The sequence below is a fragment of the Streptomyces sp. NPDC090022 genome (assembly GCF_044748145.1).
In the GTDB taxonomy this organism is placed as follows: domain Bacteria; phylum Actinomycetota; class Actinomycetes; order Streptomycetales; family Streptomycetaceae; genus Streptomyces.
The window spans coordinates 377,437-394,159 of sequence record NZ_JBIVFN010000004.1; the positions used below are offsets into that span (position 1 = coordinate 377,437).

Below are 16,723 nucleotides of genomic sequence, written 5' to 3' on the forward strand. Positions count from 1 at the left end.
CCGGTACGGCCCGTTTACACCTGGGGCCGCAGTCGCGCCTTGTCGATGGGGCTGCGGCCTTCCTGGGTGTCCTTGAGCAGCGCGCTGCCGTCGCGCCAGTCCTTCCAGTCCAGGTTCCAGTCGCCGTACCCGTTGCCGAACGGGTCCATCTCCTCGCCGATGCTGTTGATGACCGTGACGAGGTCGCCCTCGGTGATGTTCTCGTAGAACCAGGCGGCGTTGCCGGTGCTCATGCCGGTGCAGCCGTGGCTGACGTTGGCGTAGCCGTGGGATTCGATGGACCACGGGGCGGCGTGCACGTATTCACCACTCCAGGTGACACGGGTGGCGTAGTAGACGGGCAGGTTGTAGTACTCGCTGCCGCCGATGCCGACGGTGTCGCCGCGCATCCGGACGTAGTACTGCTTGCCGAGCACCACCTTGACGCCGTTGCGGGTGGAGAAGCCGGGCTTTCCGGTGGTGATCGGAATGGAATTGATCACTTCTCCGTTGCGCTTGAACGTCATCCAGTGCGACGCGGCGTCGGTGATGACCTCGACCCGGTCGCCGATCTCCAGCTTCAGCGGCTTCGAGGCGGCCCCGTAGAGCCCGTTGCCGATCTTGACGCCCTCCAGGTTGCTCCGTACGGAGACGGTGGAGTGGGCGGGCCAGTACTCCTTGGGGCGGAAGTGCAGCCGGGAGTCGTCCACCCAGTGCCAGGAGCCCTCCACGGGCTTGGGCTTGGTCTCCACCACCAGGGCCCGCTCCACGAGGGCGCGGGAGGCCTTGTCGTGGACGGGCTCGTTGAGCTCGGCGATGAGGGGCTGCCCGACGCCGTACTTGCCCTCCTCCGGGCCGAATTCGACCTGGAGGACCTTGTGGGCCGGTGCGGTGTCGAACGTCATGGTGCGCTGTCCGGGGGCGCCCCGTTGGTCCTCCGTGCTGACGGTGACGGTGTAGCGCACGCCGGCGGACAGGGGCGTGGTGCTGTGCCAGCGGTCGCCCTTGGCCGACAGCTCGCCCGCCAGGCGACGGCCGTGGGTGTCCACGACCGTGACGTCGGTGATCCGGCCGTCGGTGCCCTTGGAGGTGACTTCCAGCGGCCGGTCGGGGTCGACGGGGCGGCTGCCCGCGGCCTGGTTGAAGGCGACCTGACCGGCCGCGTCGTAAGGGCGCGCGGACAGCGGGTGGTCGCCGGACCCGCCGCACGCGGTGGCGCCGGCCCCGAGGGACGCGACCAGCATGGCGCAGCTGACTACCGTCCAAAGACGCGGTGTGTGGCTCATGGAGCCAACGCTATGAAGGTATGACCATCAGTGCGCGCGGGGTGACTGCAAACGAGGGGCCCGGACTCCTCCGAAGAGGTGTCCGGGCCCCAGGCAGGTCACGCGGAAGGCGTACTACTGGTTCTGGTTCTCACCGCGGTAGTACTCGTACACCCAGCCCCACAGGCCGATCACGATGATCGGGGCCGAGAAGTACATCAGCCACCAGCCGAAGATGACGCCCATGAAGGCGAGCGCGCCACCGATGGCCAGGGAGAGCGGCTGCCAGCTGTGCGGGGAGAAGAACCCCAGCTCGCCGGCCTCGTCCGCGACGTCCGCCTCCAGGTTGTCCTGGGCCATCTCGTCCACGCGCCGGGCCGTGAAGGCCAGGTAGTAGCCGATCATGGCGCTCAGGCCGAAGGCGAGGGCGAGCGCGGTGGTTCCTACGGGCTCCTTCGACCAGACGCCGTACACGACGGTCATGATCAGGATGAAGAGGGCGAGCCAGAGGAACATCTTGCCCTGGATCTTCACTTGCCGGCCTCCTTGCCACCGGTGACGGCCTTGGTGCCGGCGCTGTGGTCCTCAAGGTGCTCGAGGGCCGCGATCTCCGGGTGGTGCAGGTCGAACGCCGGGGATTCGGAGCGGATCCGCGGCAGGGTGACGAAGTTGTGGCGCGGCGGCGGGCAGGAGGTCGCCCACTCGAGCGAACGGCCGTAGCCCCACGGGTCGTCGACCTCGATCTTCTTGCCGTACTTGGCGGTCTTCCACACGTTGTACATGAACGGAAGCATCGACAGGCCGAGCAGGAAGGAGCTGATCGTCGAGATCGTGTTCAGGGTGGTGAAGCCGTCGGCGGCGAGGTAGTCCGCGTAACGGCGCGGCATGCCCTCGGCACCCAGCCAGTGCTGCACCAGGAACGTGCCGTGGAAGCCCACGAACAGCGTCCAGAACGTGATCTTGCCGAGCCGCTCGTCCAGCATCTTGCCCGTGAACTTCGGCCACCAGAAGTGGAAGCCGGAGAACATCGCGAAGACCACGGTGCCGAAGATGACGTAGTGGAAGTGCGCGACGACGAAGTACGAGTCGGAGACGTGGAAGTCCATCGGGGGCGAGGCCAGGATGACGCCGGTCAGACCACCGAAGGTGAAGGTGATCAGGAAGCCGACGGCCCAGAGCATCGGGGTCTCGAAGGACAGTGAGCCCTTCCACATGGTGCCGATCCAGTTGAAGAACTTCACACCGGTCGGTACCGCGATCAGGAAGGTCATGAAGGAGAAGAACGGCAGCAGTACGCCGCCGGTGACGTACATGTGGTGCGCCCACACGGTCACCGAGAGGCCGGCGATCGCGATCGTCGCGCCGATCAGGCCGATGTAACCGAACATCGGCTTGCGGGAGAAGACCGGGATGACCTCGGAGATGATTCCGAAGAACGGCAGCGCGATGATGTACACCTCTGGGTGTCCGAAGAACCAGAAGAGGTGCTGCCAGAGCAGTGCGCCACCGTTGGCCGAGTCGAAGATGTGACTGCCGAACTTGCGGTCGGACTCCAGCGCGAAGAGCGCGGCGGCCAGCACCGGGAAGGCGAGCAGGACCAGGACACCGGTCAGCAGCACGTTCCAGGTGAAGATCGGCATGCGGAACATCGTCATGCCGGGGGCGCGCATGCAGATGATCGTGGTGATGAAGTTGACCGAGCCGAGGATCGTGCCGAAGCCGGAGAAGGCCAGACCCATGATCCACATGTCGGCGCCGATGCCCGGCGAGCGGACCGCGTCCGACAGCGGGGAGTAGGCGAACCAGCCGAAGTCGGCGGCGCCGTTCGGCGTGACGAAGCCGGCCACCGCGATGGTCGAGCCGAAGAGGTAGAGCCAGTACGCGAACATGTTCAGCCGCGGGAACGCCACGTCGGGCGCGCCGATCTGCAGCGGCATGATCCAGTTGGCGAATCCGGCGAACAGCGGCGTCGCGAACATCAGCAGCATGATCGTGCCGTGCATCGTGAACGCCTGGTTGAACTGCTCGTTCGACATGATCTGCGTGCCCGGACGGGCCAGCTCGGCACGCATGGCCAGGGCCAGGATGCCGCCGATGATGAAGAACACGAACGAGGTGACCAGGTAGAGCGTACCGATGGTCTTGTGGTCGGTCGTGGTCAGCCACTTGACGACCACGGATCCCGGGCGCTTGCGCCGTACCGGCAGCTCGTTCTCGTACGAGTCTTCAGCTGCCGCGGCACCCTGAGGTTCGTTGAGGATGCTCACAGTTTGTTCGTCTCCGAGTTCCGGGCCGGGTCGGTCTGCTTGATGCCGGCCGGGAGGAAGCCGGTCTGCCCCTTCTCAGCCAGTTCCTTGAGGTGCTTCCTGTACTCCTCGGGAGAGACGACCTTGACGTTGAAGAGCATCCGGGAGTGGTCGACGCCGCAGAGCTCGGCGCACTTGCCCATGAAGACGCCCTCTTCGTTCGGCGTGACCTCGAAGACGTTGGTGTGACCCGGGATGACGTCCTGCTTGAACAGGAAGGGGACGACCCAGAAGGAGTGGATGACGTCGTTGGACGACAGGATGAAGCGGACCTTCTCGCCCTTGGGCAGGTAGAGGGTCGGGCCCGGCCAGCCCTTCTCCGCGTTCACATCGGCCGGCGTGCCCTTCTCGTAGACGCCCTCGGCGCCCGCCGGGAAGTCCTTGGTGTACCGGTCCGGGATGGAGGCGAGCTCCTTCGGAACGGCGCCCGCCTTCGGCGTCGCGGCATCCCCGTCGACGTTCTCGATGTAGTTGAAGCCCCAGCTCCACTGGAAGCCGACCACGTTGATGGTGTGCGGCGGCTTGGCGGTGAGCTCGAGGAGCTTGGACTCGTCACGCGCGGTGAAGTAGAAGAGCACCGAGACGATGATGAGCGGAACCACGGTGTACAGCGCCTCGATGGGCATGTTGTACCGGGTCTGCGGCGGAACCTCGATCTTGGTCCGGCTGCGCCGGTGGAAGATGACGCTCCACAGGATCAGACCCCACACCAGGATGCCGGTGACGAGGGCGGCGGCCCATGAACCCTGCCACAGCGAGAGGATGCGCGGCGCCTCCTCGGTGACCGGGTCGGGCATTCCGAGGGTGGGGAAGTCTTTATATGTGCAACCAGTGGCGGTCGCCAGAACCGCGCCCGCAGTCAGCGCCTGCAGCAGCTTCCGCCGCATCGGGCGCCGCGGCGAGCGGTCGGAGCCGTAGGGACTCACGTAGCGCCTTCCCGAGAGTCTCGGCCCGCGCGACCGGCTGCGGCCGTCTCGCGGGTCGGTCGCCGGCCCTGACGCGGGCAGGGGTTTGGATGTTTATGCGGACCAAACCCTACTGGACGCTATTTGGGGTCGCGCGGGGAGGGTGCCCAACGCGCCGCTACAGCCCCCGAAGGGGTGGGTCGGCCGTACGGGGGACGGGCCGGACACCCCGGAACGGGGCTCTCCGGAAGCCATCTGACGGTCCCTGACCTGGTGCGGCCCGGGGCTTGGCCTACGGTGGCGCAATGCCGTACTTCGACGCCGCGTCCGCCGCCCCTCTCCACCCGGTCGCCCGGCAGGCCCTGCTGGCCGCGCTGGACGAGGGGTGGGCCGACCCCGTACGTCTCTACCGCGAGGGCCGGCGGGCCCGGCTGCTGCTGGACGCGGCGCGCGAGGCGGCGGCGGAGGCCGTGGGCTGCCGCCCGGACGAGCTGGCGTTCACTCCTTCGGGGACGCACGCGGTTCACGCCGGTCTGGCGGGGGCGCTGGCGGGCCGCCGGCGGGTGGGGAACCACCTGGTCGTGTCGGCGGTCGAACACAGTTCCGTGCTGCATGCGGCGGAGGCCCACGAGGCGGGCGGCGGTTCGCTGACGTCGGTGCCGGTCTCACGGCTCGGCGCGGTGGACCCCGACGCGTACGCGGGGGCGCTGCGCGCGGACACGGCGCTGGCCTGCCTGCAGTCGGCCAACCACGAGGTGGGCACGGTGCAGCCGGTGGCCGAGGTGGCGCAGGCCTGCGCGGCGGCGGGCGTACCGCTGCTGGTGGACGCGGCGCAGTCGCTGCCGTGGGAGCGGCCGCCGGCGGGCTGGTCGCTGCTGACGGCGAGCGCGCACAAGTGGGGCGGGCCGCCGGGGGTCGGCCTGCTGGCCGTCCGCAAGGGGGTCCGGTACGCGCCCCAAGGCCCCGCCGACGAACGGGAGTCGGGCCGCTCGCCCGGCTACCCGAACCTGCCGGCGGTCGTGGCGGCGGCGGCGTCGCTGCGGGCGGTGCGGGCGGAGGCGGAGGCCGAGGGGCGGCGGCTGCGGGTGCTGGTGGACCGGATCCGGCGGCGGGTGGCCCGGCTGGTGCCGGACGTGGAGGTGGTGGGCGACGCGGACCGGCGGCTGCCGCACCTGGTGACGTTCTCCTGCCTGTACGTCGACGGCGAGACGCTGCTGCACGAGCTGGACCGGGCGGGCTTCTCGGTGTCGTCGGGCTCCTCGTGTACGAGCTCCACGCTGACGCCGAGCCATGTGCTGCGGGCGATGGGGGTGCTGTCGGAGGGGAACGTGCGGGTGTCGCTGCCGGTGGGGACGACGGCGGAGTCGGTGAACGCGTTCCTGGAGGTCCTGCCGGGGGTGGTGGCGGACGTCCGCGCCCGCCTGGGCGCGACCCCGCCGCCGCCGGAGCCGTCGGCGTCCACGCCGTCGGTGGAGGTGGACACCCTGGGGCTGCGCTGCCCGCAGCCGGTGATCGAGCTGGCGCGGGCGATCGGCACGGTGGCGGTGGGCGGGACGGTCACGGTCCTGTCGGACGACGAGGTGGCCCGGCTGGACATCCCGGCGTGGTGCGCGTTGCGCGACCACACCTACCTGGGCGAGTCCCCCCGCCCAACGGGCACGGCCTACCAGGTCCGCCGCACCCACTGACCCCGGGGCCCGCGATCCCTGCGGGGGCCGCTACGGGGGCTCCGCCCCCACACCCCCGCGCCTCAAACGCCGGCGGGGCTGGAAGGGTGCCGGCGCGCGGCACTTTCAGCCCGCGCGGCGTTTGAGCGCACGGGCGCGCAGCGCACGTACCGGGGTCTCGGGGCGGAGCCCCGGTTTCGGGAAGGGGCGGGGTGAGGGAACAAGCCCCGCAGGGCCCGACCCCCACCGCGCAGGGCCCAGGGGGCGGCTCCCCCCTGTCCCTGCCCCGTGGGTCCCGGCCCCGGCCGGGGGTGCAGGTCGGCCCCGGGGGCCGGGCGGGGCGGCCCGGGGGCGGGTCGGGCCCCCCGGCCGGTGGTGCGGGTCGGCCCCGTCAGGACAGGTGGGCGCGGACTTCGGCGGCGGCCGTGTCGCCGTACGCCTTCGTGAAGCGCTCCATGAAGTGGGCACGGGCCAGCGTGTACTCCTGGGTGCCCAGCGTCTCGATGACCAGCGTCGCCAGCATGCAGCCGATCTGCGCGGCCCGCTCCAGGCCCACGCCCCAGCCCAGCCCCGTCAGGAAGCCCGCGCGGAACGCGTCGCCGACACCGGTCGGGTCGACCTTCGCGGTCTCCTCCGGGCAGCCCACGACGATCGGGTCCTCGCCGACCCGCTCGATCCTCACGCCCCGCGAGCCCAGCGTGGTCACGCGCGTGCCGACCTTGCCGAGGATCTCCTCGTCGCTCCAGCCGGACTTCGACTCGATGAGGCCCTTCTCGTACTCGTTCGAGAAGAGGTACGTCGCGCCCTCCATCAGCGTGCGGATGTTCTCGCCGTCCATCCGCGCGATCTGCTGCGAGAAGTCCGCCGCGAACGGGATGCCCCGGGTCCGGCACTCCTCGGTGTGGCGCAGCATCGCCTCCGGGTCGTCCGCGCCGATCAGGACCAGGTCCAGGCCGCCCACCCGGTCGGCGACGGCCTTCAGCTCGATCAGGCGGGCCTCGCTCATCGCACCCGTGTAGAAGGAGCCGATCTGGTTGTGGTCGGCGTCCGTCGTGCAGACGAAGCGCGCGGTGTGCAGCACCTCCGAGATACGGACGGACTGCGTGTCGACGCCGTGCCGGTCCAGCCAGGCGCGGTACTCGTCGAAGTCGTAGCCGGCCGCGCCGACCAGGATCGGCCGGGTGCCGAGCTGACCCATGCCGAAGCAGATGTTCGGGCCCACACCGCCCCGGCGCACGTCGAGGTTGTCGACGAGGAAGGAGAGGGAGACCGTGTGCAGCTGGTCCGCGACCAGCTGGTCGGCGAAGCGGCCGGGGAAGGTCATGAGGTGGTCGGTGGCGATGGAGCCGGTGACTGCGATACGCACGGCGTTGATGCTCCTGCGTGGGCGAGGGGCGACAGAGGACAGTCAACGCTACCCGGTCGCGGCCGTTCGGCCGAATGCCCGAAACTACCCCGTAGTAGGTCTTTCTCCGCGCGGCCCGCCGTGCCTACCGTGCCCCCATGACGTCTACCGATGGTTACGGGCACCCCGAAGGCCTCGCTCAGCTCCTCGGCGACTGCGCCCGGATGGCCCCGCACTGGACGGTCCCGGCCGAGCCGCACCCCGCGCGCGTGGCCCCCTCCCAGATCCACGGGATCAGCGTGCCCCCGTCCTCGGCCCGTCTGATCGCCGCCACCGCCCAGTACGGCGAGTAGGCGAGTAGGCCAGGAGTAGGCGCGTAGGGGAACCGGAACGGGCGGTGTCGCGTCACACCCGCATCAGCCACACGGCGAAGGAGCGATGCGGTGACCAGCGACCAGCAGCACACCACCCCTCACCCCCACCGACGGCGGCGGCACTGGGCGGTCGGCTCGATCGCGGCGGCCGTTCTGCTGGCGGGCGGCGGTACGGCGTACTGGGCGACGACGGCCCAGGGCAGCAGCGGCGCCGAACGCGCCGGTACGGCGGACGCCGCGGCCTCGCTGCGGACGGCGCCCCGCCCGGCCGCCTCCACGCCCGGTATCGCGCCCGGCGAGCCCGACCCGTCCGGCGGCGGGGTGACGTACGAGGCCACCGGACCGCTGCCGCAGGGGCCCGCCGCCGCGCCCGCGTTCAAGGCGGACGGCGAGGTGTCCAAGGAGGAAGTGGCCCGGCTGGCGGCGGCGCTCGGGATCGAGGGCGAGCCGCGGCTGTCGGGCGAGGTGTGGCAGGCCGGGACGGTCCGGGACTCCTCCGGCCCCCGGCTCCAGGTGACCCGCAAGGCGCCGGGCTCCTGGACGTACACGCACGGCCAGCTCGGCGGCGGGGACAACTGCCAGAAGGGCAAGGACACCTGCGGTCCGGTGCCGCCCGCCGAGGGGAACCCGGGCACGGCGGTGCCCGAGGAGGCGGCGAAGACGGCCGCGGCCGCGGTGCTGACGGCGGTCGGGCAGAGCGGCGCGCGGCTGGACGCCCGGCTCACCCAGGGCGCGGTGCGCGTGGTCAGCGCCGACCCGGTGATCGGCGGACTGCCCACGCAGGGCTGGGCCACCAAGGTGAACGTGGGCGCGGACGGCCAGGTGGTGGGCGGCAGCGGTGAGCTGAAGGCCCCCGTGAAGACCGCCGACCGGCCGGTGATCGGGGCCGAGGAGGCTCTGAAGCGGCTCAACGGACGTTCGGGCCCGGTGAGGAACCCGGACCCGAGCGGCTGCGCCACGTCGGTGCCGCTGGAGCCGGACGCCCCGGTGTCCTCCGACGGCCCGCTGCCCTGCAACCCCGAGCCGCGGCCGATGAAGCCGCCGCGGACGGAGCGGGTGGCCAAGGCGGTGCTGGGGCTGGCCCCGGGCACGGTGGACGGCGGCCGCGGCCTGGTTCCGGCCTGGCTGTTCGAGGTGGCCGGCCAGGGCACGGCGGCCGGGCACACGGTGGCGCAGCCGGCCGCCGCGGAGGCCCCGGCCGACGGCGGCGGTGGCAGCGGCGGTGGCCAGACGGTGCCCGGGTTCTCGTACAGCGAGAACGACCGGAAGCTGACGGTGCACTTCTGGGGCGGGGTGTGCAGCGACTACGCCCTCGAGGCGCGCGAGAGCGCGGCGTCCGTGCTGGTCAAGATCACCGACACGCCGCGGGAGCCGGGCCGTGCGTGCATCCTGATCGCGGAGGAGATGTCCCTGTCGGTGACGCTCCAGGAGCCGCTCGGGAACCGGAAGGTGATCGACGCGAAGACCGCCAAGGAGCTGCCGCGCGCCTCCTGAGGGCAGTGCGAGCGCGGGCCCGCGGGCATGCGCGAGGGGCCCCGCCGGACGATTCCGGCGGGGCCCCTCGCGTACCGCTACAGGCGCGGCTCACGCACGGCTGAGCCTTAGCTGAAGGAGTCGCCGCAGGCGCAGGAGCCCGTGGCGTTCGGGTTGTCGATCGTGAAGCCCTGCTTCTCGATGGTGTCGACGAAGTCGATGGAGGCGCCGCCCAGGTACGGGGCGCTCATCCGGTCGGTGACGACCTTCACACCGTCGAAGTCCTTCACCACGTCACCGTCGAGCGAGCGCTCGTCGAAGAAGAGCTGGTAGCGCAGGCCCGAGCAGCCGCCGGGCTGGACGGCGACGCGCAGCGCCAGGTCGTCCCGGCCTTCCTGGTCGAGCAGGGCCTTGACCTTGGCGGCGGCGGCGTCGGACAGGAGGATGCCGTCGCTCACAGTGGTCTTGTCGTCCTGAACGGACATCTGCATTCACTCCCGAAGTGGGGCGGCTCCCCGCCGGGGCAGGGAAACGTCGGACTCTTGCCGTCGGCTGCAACCGACGCGGCCGCGGATTCATTCCGGGCCTGACGCTTGTTTCAGACATTCATGCTCGCACACCCGGGCGGAGCGGTGGAGCCGCTCGCCCGGGGACGGCGAATTCGTCACATCGACACTATGGCCATCGTCAAAGTGACATGAAACGGCTATCATAGATAGCGTCAAATAGACGAGAAGTCGCATCTTCCTGGACCGGCCAGGACCGAGGTCTCGTCGTCGCGGAACAGAAAGGGTGCGTGTCGTGACCACCGCCCAGCCTTTGGACGTCCAGCCGACGCCCCTCGCCCTGCTGCTGCTCGGCCGCGAGGCCGACCCCCGGAGCGAGCGGGGTGTCGAGTGCCCGGGCGACCTGCCCTCGCCGTCGGACCCGGACCTGGTGGCGCGCGCCCGCGCGGCCAAGGAGAAGCTCGGGGACAAGGTCTTCATCCTCGGCCACCACTACCAGCGCGACGAGGTCATCGAGTTCGCGGACGTCACCGGTGACTCCTTCAAGCTGGCCCGGGACGCGGCCGCCAAGCCGGAGGCCGAGTACATCGTCTTCTGCGGCGTGCACTTCATGGCGGAGTCGGCCGACATCCTGACCGGCGACGACCAGAAGGTGGTCCTGCCGGACCTGGCCGCCGGCTGCTCGATGGCCGACATGGCCACCGCCGAGCAGGTCGCCGAGTGCTGGGACGTGCTGACCGAGGCCGGCATCGCCGACGTCACCGTGCCGGTGTCGTACATGAACTCCTCCGCCGACATCAAGGCCTTCACCGGCAAGCACGGCGGCACGATCTGTACGTCGTCCAACGCGAAGAAGGCCCTGGAGTGGGCGTTCGAGCAGGGCGAGAAGGTCCTGTTCCTCCCCGACCAGCACCTGGGCCGCAACACCGCCGTCCGCGACATGGGCATGTCGCTGGAGGACTGCGTCGTCTACAACCCGCACAAGCCGGGCGGCGGCCTGACCCCCGAGCAGCTGCGCGCGGCGAAGATGATCCTGTGGCGGGGCCACTGCTCGGTGCACGGCCGGTTCTCGCTGGACTCGGTCAACGACGTCCGCGAGCGCATCCCGGGCGTGAACGTGCTGGTCCACCCCGAGTGCAAGCACGAGGTCGTGGCGGCCGCCGACTACGTCGGCTCGACGGAGTACATCATCAAGGCCCTGGAGGCGGCCCCGGCCGGCTCGAAGTGGGCGATAGGCACCGAGCTGAACCTGGTCAAGCGCCTGGCGAATCGATTCGCCCCCGAGGGCAAGGACGTCGTCTTCCTCGACCGCACGGTCTGCTTCTGCTCGACGATGAACCGCATCGACCTGCCCCACCTGGTGTGGACCCTGGAGTCCCTCGCCGAGGGCACGCTGGTCAACCAGATCCAGGTCGACAAGGAGACCGAGAGCTTCGCCAAGCTCGCGCTGGAGCGGATGCTGGCGCTCCCGTAACGCCCGGCCCGCCCCGCTGAACGCCCGAAGGGGCGCCCCCCCACACCGGGGGGCGCCCCTTCGTCGTACGCGGGGCCCTGAGGGGCCGCGGAATTCGGCGGGCCCGGACCGGAGGTCAGCCGCCGCGGACGCCGCAGAGGTGCAGCAGCGCCGCCACCCCCCGGTAGGGGTCGGTACGGCCGGCCCGCTCCTCGGTGGTCAGCAGCCGCTCCAGCTCGGCCTCCGGCGGCAGCTGCTCGGCGGCCTCGGTGCCGTCGGTGAAGACCCGCACCCCGTACCACGCCGACAGCGGCGCCCCGATCCCGGACAGCGTGGACGTCAGGTCCCCCAGCCGGTCCGCCCGGACGTCCAGCCCGAGCCGGTTGGTGTACGCGACCGTGTCGAAGGCGGTCAGGGCCGTGGCCCAGTCACCGGCCATCCCCGGCCGCATCGCCAGCGCGTCCCCGTTGCGGACCAGCAGCGACAGCAGACCGCCCGGGGCCAGCATCCGCGCCAGCCCGGCGAGCATGCCGTCCCGCTCGGGCACGTACATCAGCACCCCGTGGCACAGCACGACGTCGAAGCTGCCCGGAAGGAAGTGCGCGCCGGTCTCCCGGCCGTCGCCCTCCAGCAGCCGGACCCGCTCCCGGATCCCGGCCGGCTCCCGCTCCAGCGCGTCGCGCGCCACGTCGAGCATGCCGGGGTCCTGCTCCAGCCCGGTGACCTGGTGGCCGGCCCGGGCCAGCCGCAGCGCCTGCGTGCCCTGGCCCATGCCGACGTCGAGGACCCGCAGCCGCTGCCCCACGGGGAAGCGCTGCGCGATCTGCTCCTCGATCTGGCGCCCTACGAGCTCCTGCCGGACCGCGTTGCGCAGACCCCCCAGGCCCTCCAGCCACAACCGGGAACCCCCGGTGAAGGCGTCCGGGCCCCCCGCTGCACTCAGGGCCGTTCCCCGCGCTTGACCTGCGGCTTCGGCAGCCGCAGCCGACGCATCTGGAGGGTGCGCATCAGGCCGTACGCGACGGCGCCGCGCTTGGGCTCGTCCGGGAACCGCTCGTTCAGCGTGCGGCGCAGGCGGATGAACAGGCCGATCGAGTCGACGACGATCAGCGCGATCACACCGAGCCACAGCGTCAGCGCGATGGTCTGGATCGAGGGGACCTTGACCATGGTGAGCACCAGGATGACCACCGCGAGCGGCAGGAACATCTCGGCGACCGCGAAGCGGGAGTCCACGTAGTCGCGGACGAACCTGCGCACCGGGCCCTTGTCACGGGCCGGCAGGTAGCGCTCGTCGCCGTTGGCCAGCGCCTCCCGCTGCCTGGCCATCTCGACGCGGCGGCGTTCGCGGGCGCGCTTGGCGTCCTCCTTGCGATTGCCGGTCGAGGCCACGACCGCCTTGCGCTGCGACTGGGCCACAGCACGCTTCGGCGTCGGGCGGCCCTTGGGGGCCTGCGGGTCACGGGGCTGCGAGGGGTCAGCGGTCACCTTGTCGGTGGCGGCTGCCTTCTCTTCCTTGGACGAACGGCTACCAAACACAAAACCCAAGGGTACGGGGTCGCGGGGTTGCGCCCCCACCCCGGAGGGGAACGATCCCGCAACGGCGGGCGTCTTCCTTGATGGGACGGGAGTGCTTCTCACGTTCCTCTAGGGGGACTACCTACTCCTTACGCCTGACACGGGCGATGGTGTAGTCGTCCTGGAGGAGGAGCGCATCCGCCCGCGAACAGTGCGGTAATGGAGACAGGGCCCTTACTGTGGGTTCTGTTGGTGATCCGAGGCCGAAGTCCGTCAGAAGGGGGCGCGCGAAGCCCATGAGCGGTGTGATGAAGCGTATGGGGATGATCTTCCGCGCGAAGGCGAACAAGGCCCTTGACCGGGCCGAGGACCCGCGCGAGACCCTCGACTACTCGTACCAGAAGCAGCTGGAGCTGCTCCAGAAGGTGCGCCGCGGTGTCGCCGACGTCGCGACCTCCCGCAAGCGCCTGGAGCTCCAGCTGAACCAGCTCCAGGGCCAGTCGGCCAAGCTGGAGGACCAGGGCCGCAAGGCCCTTGCCCTGGGCCGCGAGGACCTGGCGCGGGAGGCCCTCTCCCGCCGTGCCTCGCTCCAGCAGCAGGTCAGCGACCTGGAGGTGCAGCACCAGACCCTCCAGGGCGAGGAGGAGAAGCTGACGCTGGCGGCGCAGCGCCTCCAGGCCAAGGTGGACGCCTTCCGGACGAAGAAGGAGACCATCAAGGCCACCTACACGGCGGCCCAGGCCCAGACCCGGATCGCGGAGTCCTTCTCCGGCATCTCCGAGGAGATGAGCGACGTCGGCGTGGCCATCCAGCGGGCGGAGGACAAGACCGCCCAGCTCCAGGCCCGGGCCGGCGCGATCGACGAGCTGCTGGCCTCCGGCGCCCTGGACGACCAGTCCGGCCTCGGCTCCAAGGACGACATCCAGGCCGAGCTGGACCGCCTCTCCGGCGGCACGGACGTGGAGCTGGAGCTCCAGCGGATGAAGGCCGAGCTGGCGGGCGGCCCGTCGGCGCAGCAGCAGGCCATCGAGGGCGGCACCCCCGGCGCCGCGCAGCCGCAGTCGCAGCAGAGCCCGCACCGGTTCGACAAGCAGTAGGACAGGGGCCCGTCATGATTGTCCGCATCATGGGGGAAGGGCAGGTCCGGCTCGGCGACGAACACGTCGCGGAGCTGAACGCGCTGGACGACGAGCTCCTGGAGGAGATGGAGTCCGGTGACGAGGCGGGGTTCCGGCGCACGCTGGAGGCCTTGCTGGACGCCGTACGCCGGCTGGGCAGCCCGCTGCCGGACGACGCGCTGGAGCCGTCGGAGCTGATCCTGCCGGCGCCGGACGCGACGCTGGACGAGGTCCGGGAGATGCTCAGCGACGACGGGCTCATTCCCGGCTGATGCCGGGCGGCGGCTCGGGACGATCGCGGTCCGCCGCCGGGTCCTGGCCCTTCTCCGGGTCCGGGGTCTTCTCCGGGTCCGGGGTCTTCTCCGGGCGCGCGGCCTGCTCCGGGTCCGGGGCGCCGCCGATGAAGTCCTGGAACCGGCGGCGCGGACCCGCCCAGCGGCGGTCGTGGTGGAAGGCGCGCAGCCCGGCCCTGGCCCGGGCGCGCGGCCGGTTGGCGTAGAACCGGTTCGCGTACGGGGACCCGGGCCGGGCCAGCCGTACCGCCCCGATCAGCGCGACGAAGGGGACCACGGTGCCCACCAGCGCCGTGCGCGCCTTGCCCTTCCACAGGGCGACCAGGGCCAGGAAGAAGTTCAGGGCGGTGTTCATGACCACCAGCCCCCGGTTGTGCCGCTCGTCGGCGGTCAGCTCGTTGACCCCGAAGGGCAGGAAACCGCCGAGGACCAGCGCCACCAGCGCCGCCGTCAGCACGACGATCTCGACGCTCTTGCGGCCCTGCTCGCTCCAGTAGACGTCGTCCAGGTGCAGGATCAGCGCGAACTCGTCCAGGACCAGGCCCGCGCCGAGCCCGAACAGCACGGCGGAGACCATCGCCCCGAAGCTGTTCCCGGTGCTGCCGACCGCCCCGAAACCGCCGATGATCACCAGGACCACGCCGGGCACCACGTGGTGGACGTGCAGCCCGCCCGGGGTGATGTTCTTGAACGGGCCCCGCCCGGCCCGGATCAGCCGGGTGATGGTCCGGGTGACCAGGAACGACATCACGAACGAGACGAGCGCGAGCAGCAGCGGCAGCTTCCCCGGTTCGACGATGTTCCGGTACCACCAGTGACCCATGCCCAGCTCCCCATGTGGTGCGTAAGGGGCAATTTACCGGCTGCTTCGAACAGGTAGCGTTCGCCGGGATGACCGGATCCCCGCCCCCGCCGCCCCCCGCTCCCGCGTCCCCGTCGCCGGCCCCGGAGCGCGCTTCGCTGCTCGACGGCGTCCGCTTCGCCTTCGGCACGCTCACCGTGCTGCCCGCCCGCATCACCCGGTGGGACCGGCCCGCGGCGCGCACCGGCATGGTGTGCGCCCCGCTGGCCGGGCTGGTCGTCGGGCTCTGCGCCGCCGCCCTCGGCACCGCCCTGGTCCTGCTCTCCGCGGGCCCGCTGCTGGCCGCCGTCGCCACCGTCGCCGTCCCCGCCGCCCTGACCCGCGGGCTGCACCTGGACGGCCTGGCCGACACCGCCGACGGCCTGGGCAGCGCCAAGCCGGCCGAGACCGCCCTGCGGATCATGAAGCAGTCCGACATCGGCCCCTTCGGCGTCATCACCCTCCTCCTGGTCCTCCTGGCCCAGGTCGCCGCGCTGTACGACCTCTACGCCGGCGGCTGGGCGCCCGGCGCCCTGGCCGCCGTGACCGCGGCCGTGACCGCCCGCCTCGCCATGACCCTCGCCGCCCGCTCCGGCGTTCCCGCGGCCCGGCCCGGCGGCCTGGGCGCCGCGGTGGCCGGTGTGGTCCCGGTCCCGGCCGCTGCCGCCCTCGCCGTCCTCACCGCGCTCGCCGCGGCAGCCGCCGCCCTGCCGCTCGGCCTGCCGGCCGCCGCCCAGCACGCGGGCGCGGTCCTGGCGGGACTGGCCGCCGCCGAACTGCTGCTGCGCCGCTGCGTCCGCCGCCTCGACGGGGTCACCGGGGACGTCTTCGGCGCCGTCGAGGAGACCGCCGCGACCTGCGCCCTGGTCGTCCTCGCGCTGGGCTGACCGACCCCGGGCGGGCGGGGCGACGTACGCTCTGGTCCGTGGAACACCCCCTGCCCCAGCCGGAAGCACAGTCCCCGGACCCGTCGGCGACGCCCATCAGGGTGCTGCTCGCCGACGACCAGGCGCTCCTGCGCAGCGCGTTCAAGGTGCTCATCGACTCCGAACCCGGCATGCGCGTCGTGGGGGAGGCCTCCGACGGCGCGCAGGCCTGTGCGCTCGCCCGTGAGCTGAAGGCCGACGTGGTCCTCATGGACATCCGGATGCCCGGCACCGACGGCCTCGCCGCCACCCGCGCGATCAGCGCCGACCCGGAGCTGGCGGACGTCCGCGTCGTGATGCTGACGACCTTCGAGGTGGACGAGTACGTCGTCCAGGCCCTGCGCGCGGGGGCGTCCGGGTTCCTCGGCAAGGGCGCCGAACCCGAGGAACTGCTGAACGCCATCCGGATCGCCCACGCCGGCGAGGCGCTGCTGTCCCCGGCCGCCACCAAGGGCCTGATCGCCACCTTCCTCGCCCAGGGCGGCCGCTCCGGACCCGCCGCGGACGGGATCCCCGACGGCGCCCGCGCCCAGCGGCTGGCCGCGCTCACCGGACGCGAACGCGAGGTGCTCGTCCTGGTCGCGGCCGGGCTGTCGAACGACGAGATCGCCGGACGGCTGGAGGTCAGCCCGCTCACCGTCAAGACCCACGTCAACCGGGCCATGGCCAAGCTCGGCGCCCGTGACCGGGCGCAATTGGTGGTCATCGCGTACGAATCAGGACTTGTCCGCCCGCGCACGGAGTAGCCGGGCGC

17 protein-coding genes are annotated in these 16,723 nt (G+C 71.5%); 8 read left to right on the forward strand and 9 right to left on the reverse strand.

The window, feature by feature from the left end:
* Window positions 1-14 precede the first annotated feature (14 nt).
* From ACIPXB_RS12140 to coxB, 4 genes are all read right to left on the reverse strand, one after another.
* The gene (locus tag ACIPXB_RS12140; RefSeq protein WP_401447892.1) at window positions 15-1,265 is read right to left on the reverse strand and encodes an Ig-like domain-containing protein; all 1,251 of its coding nucleotides are present in this window, start codon (window positions 1,263-1,265) and stop codon (window positions 15-17) included.
* 114 nt (window positions 1,266-1,379) lie between these two features.
* Window positions 1,380-1,778, reverse strand: a complete 399-nt coding sequence (locus tag ACIPXB_RS12145) for a cytochrome c oxidase subunit 4 (protein ID WP_401447894.1) — start codon at window positions 1,776-1,778, stop codon at window positions 1,380-1,382.
* Window positions 1,775-3,511 (reverse strand): cytochrome c oxidase subunit I, encoded by a 1,737-nt coding sequence (gene ctaD / locus ACIPXB_RS12150; protein WP_401447896.1) that lies wholly within the window; start codon window positions 3,509-3,511, stop codon window positions 1,775-1,777. The genes ACIPXB_RS12145 and ctaD overlap by 4 nt, the downstream gene beginning before the upstream one ends.
* Window positions 3,508-4,476, reverse strand: coding sequence for a cytochrome c oxidase subunit II (coxB, locus tag ACIPXB_RS12155; RefSeq protein ID WP_401447899.1), 969 nt, complete (start codon window positions 4,474-4,476; stop codon window positions 3,508-3,510). Before coxB ends, ctaD begins: the two co-directional genes overlap by 4 nt.
* 284 nt (window positions 4,477-4,760) lie before the next feature.
* On the opposite strand from coxB, the gene ACIPXB_RS12160 reads away from it, so the two are divergent.
* On the forward strand, window positions 4,761-6,143 hold the full coding sequence (locus tag ACIPXB_RS12160; RefSeq protein WP_401447901.1) for a cysteine desulfurase/sulfurtransferase TusA family protein: 1,383 nt from the start codon (window positions 4,761-4,763) through the stop codon (window positions 6,141-6,143).
* 370 nt (window positions 6,144-6,513) lie between these two features.
* Here ACIPXB_RS12160 and ACIPXB_RS12165 read toward each other — a convergent pair whose 3' ends face one another.
* Window positions 6,514-7,488 carry a carbohydrate kinase family protein gene (locus ACIPXB_RS12165; RefSeq protein WP_401447903.1) on the reverse strand — a complete coding sequence of 325 codons (975 nt, stop codon included), beginning with the start codon at window positions 7,486-7,488 and terminating at the stop codon, window positions 6,514-6,516.
* Window positions 7,489-7,625: 137 nt separating this feature from the next.
* On the opposite strand from ACIPXB_RS12165, the gene ACIPXB_RS12170 reads away from it, so the two are divergent.
* Window positions 7,626-7,820 carry a hypothetical protein gene (locus tag ACIPXB_RS12170; protein ID WP_401447905.1) on the forward strand — a complete coding sequence of 65 codons (195 nt, stop codon included), beginning with the start codon at window positions 7,626-7,628 and terminating at the stop codon, window positions 7,818-7,820.
* Window positions 7,821-7,910: 90 nt separating this feature from the next.
* Window positions 7,911-9,335: a hypothetical protein gene (locus tag ACIPXB_RS12175; protein WP_401447907.1), complete on the forward strand. Its 1,425-nt coding sequence runs from the start codon at window positions 7,911-7,913 to the stop codon at window positions 9,333-9,335.
* A gap of 107 nt (window positions 9,336-9,442) precedes the next feature.
* Here the strand turns inward: ACIPXB_RS12175 and ACIPXB_RS12180 are convergent, their stop codons facing one another.
* Window positions 9,443-9,799 (reverse strand): iron-sulfur cluster assembly accessory protein, encoded by a 357-nt coding sequence (locus ACIPXB_RS12180; RefSeq protein ID WP_093801209.1) that lies wholly within the window; start codon window positions 9,797-9,799, stop codon window positions 9,443-9,445.
* A 316-nt stretch (window positions 9,800-10,115) separates the two neighbouring features.
* Between ACIPXB_RS12180 and nadA the strand changes: the two genes are divergently transcribed.
* Entirely contained in the window at window positions 10,116-11,294 is a 1,179-nt protein-coding gene (nadA, locus tag ACIPXB_RS12185; protein WP_401447909.1) for a quinolinate synthase NadA, read from the forward strand.
* A gap of 115 nt (window positions 11,295-11,409) precedes the next feature.
* On the opposite strand, the gene ACIPXB_RS12190 is transcribed toward nadA, so the two are convergent.
* On the reverse strand, window positions 11,410-12,171 hold the full coding sequence (locus ACIPXB_RS12190; protein ID WP_401447912.1) for a class I SAM-dependent methyltransferase: 762 nt from the start codon (window positions 12,169-12,171) through the stop codon (window positions 11,410-11,412).
* 41 nt (window positions 12,172-12,212) lie between these two features.
* Window positions 12,213-12,821: a DUF3043 domain-containing protein gene (locus ACIPXB_RS12195; protein WP_401447914.1), complete on the reverse strand. Its 609-nt coding sequence runs from the start codon at window positions 12,819-12,821 to the stop codon at window positions 12,213-12,215.
* Window positions 12,822-13,087: 266 nt separating this feature from the next.
* Here ACIPXB_RS12195 and ACIPXB_RS12200 point away from each other — a divergent pair, with 266 nt between their 5' ends.
* Together ACIPXB_RS12200 and ACIPXB_RS12205 are read left to right on the forward strand one after the other, a co-directional pair.
* Window positions 13,088-13,888, forward strand: a complete 801-nt coding sequence (locus tag ACIPXB_RS12200) for a PspA/IM30 family protein (protein ID WP_401447917.1) — start codon at window positions 13,088-13,090, stop codon at window positions 13,886-13,888.
* Window positions 13,889-13,902: 14 nt separating this feature from the next.
* On the forward strand, window positions 13,903-14,181 hold the full coding sequence (locus tag ACIPXB_RS12205; RefSeq protein WP_401447919.1) for a hypothetical protein: 279 nt from the start codon (window positions 13,903-13,905) through the stop codon (window positions 14,179-14,181).
* Here ACIPXB_RS12205 and ACIPXB_RS12210 read toward each other — a convergent pair.
* Window positions 14,168-15,025, reverse strand: coding sequence for a hypothetical protein (locus tag ACIPXB_RS12210; RefSeq protein WP_401447921.1), 858 nt, complete (start codon window positions 15,023-15,025; stop codon window positions 14,168-14,170). The two genes, ACIPXB_RS12205 and ACIPXB_RS12210, sit on opposite strands and share 14 nt — an antisense overlap.
* Before the next feature lie 68 nt (window positions 15,026-15,093).
* Here ACIPXB_RS12210 and ACIPXB_RS12215 point away from each other — a divergent pair, with 68 nt between their 5' ends.
* Window positions 15,094-15,930 (forward strand): adenosylcobinamide-GDP ribazoletransferase, encoded by an 837-nt coding sequence (locus ACIPXB_RS12215; RefSeq protein WP_401447924.1) that lies wholly within the window; start codon window positions 15,094-15,096, stop codon window positions 15,928-15,930.
* Between the two features lie 38 nt (window positions 15,931-15,968).
* Entirely contained in the window at window positions 15,969-16,715 is a 747-nt protein-coding gene (locus tag ACIPXB_RS12220) for a response regulator (RefSeq protein WP_401447926.1), read from the forward strand.
* Window positions 16,716-16,723: the final 8 nt, after the last annotated feature.

What these genes read in the sequence shown, in the direction of transcription:
- ACIPXB_RS12180 (WP_093801209.1), bottom strand. Translation starts at nt 9,799, where the DNA reads ATGTCCGTTCAGGACGACAAGACCACTGTGAGCGACGGCATCCTCCTG.
- ACIPXB_RS12210 (WP_401447921.1), bottom strand. Translation starts at nt 15,025, where the DNA reads ATGGGTCACTGGTGGTACCGGAACATCGTCGAACCGGGGAAGCTGCCG.
- ACIPXB_RS12205 (WP_401447919.1), top strand. Translation starts at nt 13,903, where the DNA reads ATGATTGTCCGCATCATGGGGGAAGGGCAGGTCCGGCTCGGCGACGAA.
- ACIPXB_RS12140 (WP_401447892.1), bottom strand. Translation starts at nt 1,265, where the DNA reads ATGAGCCACACACCGCGTCTTTGGACGGTAGTCAGCTGCGCCATGCTG.
- ACIPXB_RS12160 (WP_401447901.1), top strand. Translation starts at nt 4,761, where the DNA reads ATGCCGTACTTCGACGCCGCGTCCGCCGCCCCTCTCCACCCGGTCGCC.
- ACIPXB_RS12200 (WP_401447917.1), top strand. Translation starts at nt 13,088, where the DNA reads ATGAGCGGTGTGATGAAGCGTATGGGGATGATCTTCCGCGCGAAGGCG.
- ACIPXB_RS12170 (WP_401447905.1), top strand. Translation starts at nt 7,626, where the DNA reads ATGACGTCTACCGATGGTTACGGGCACCCCGAAGGCCTCGCTCAGCTC.
- ACIPXB_RS12215 (WP_401447924.1), top strand. Translation starts at nt 15,094, where the DNA reads ATGACCGGATCCCCGCCCCCGCCGCCCCCCGCTCCCGCGTCCCCGTCG.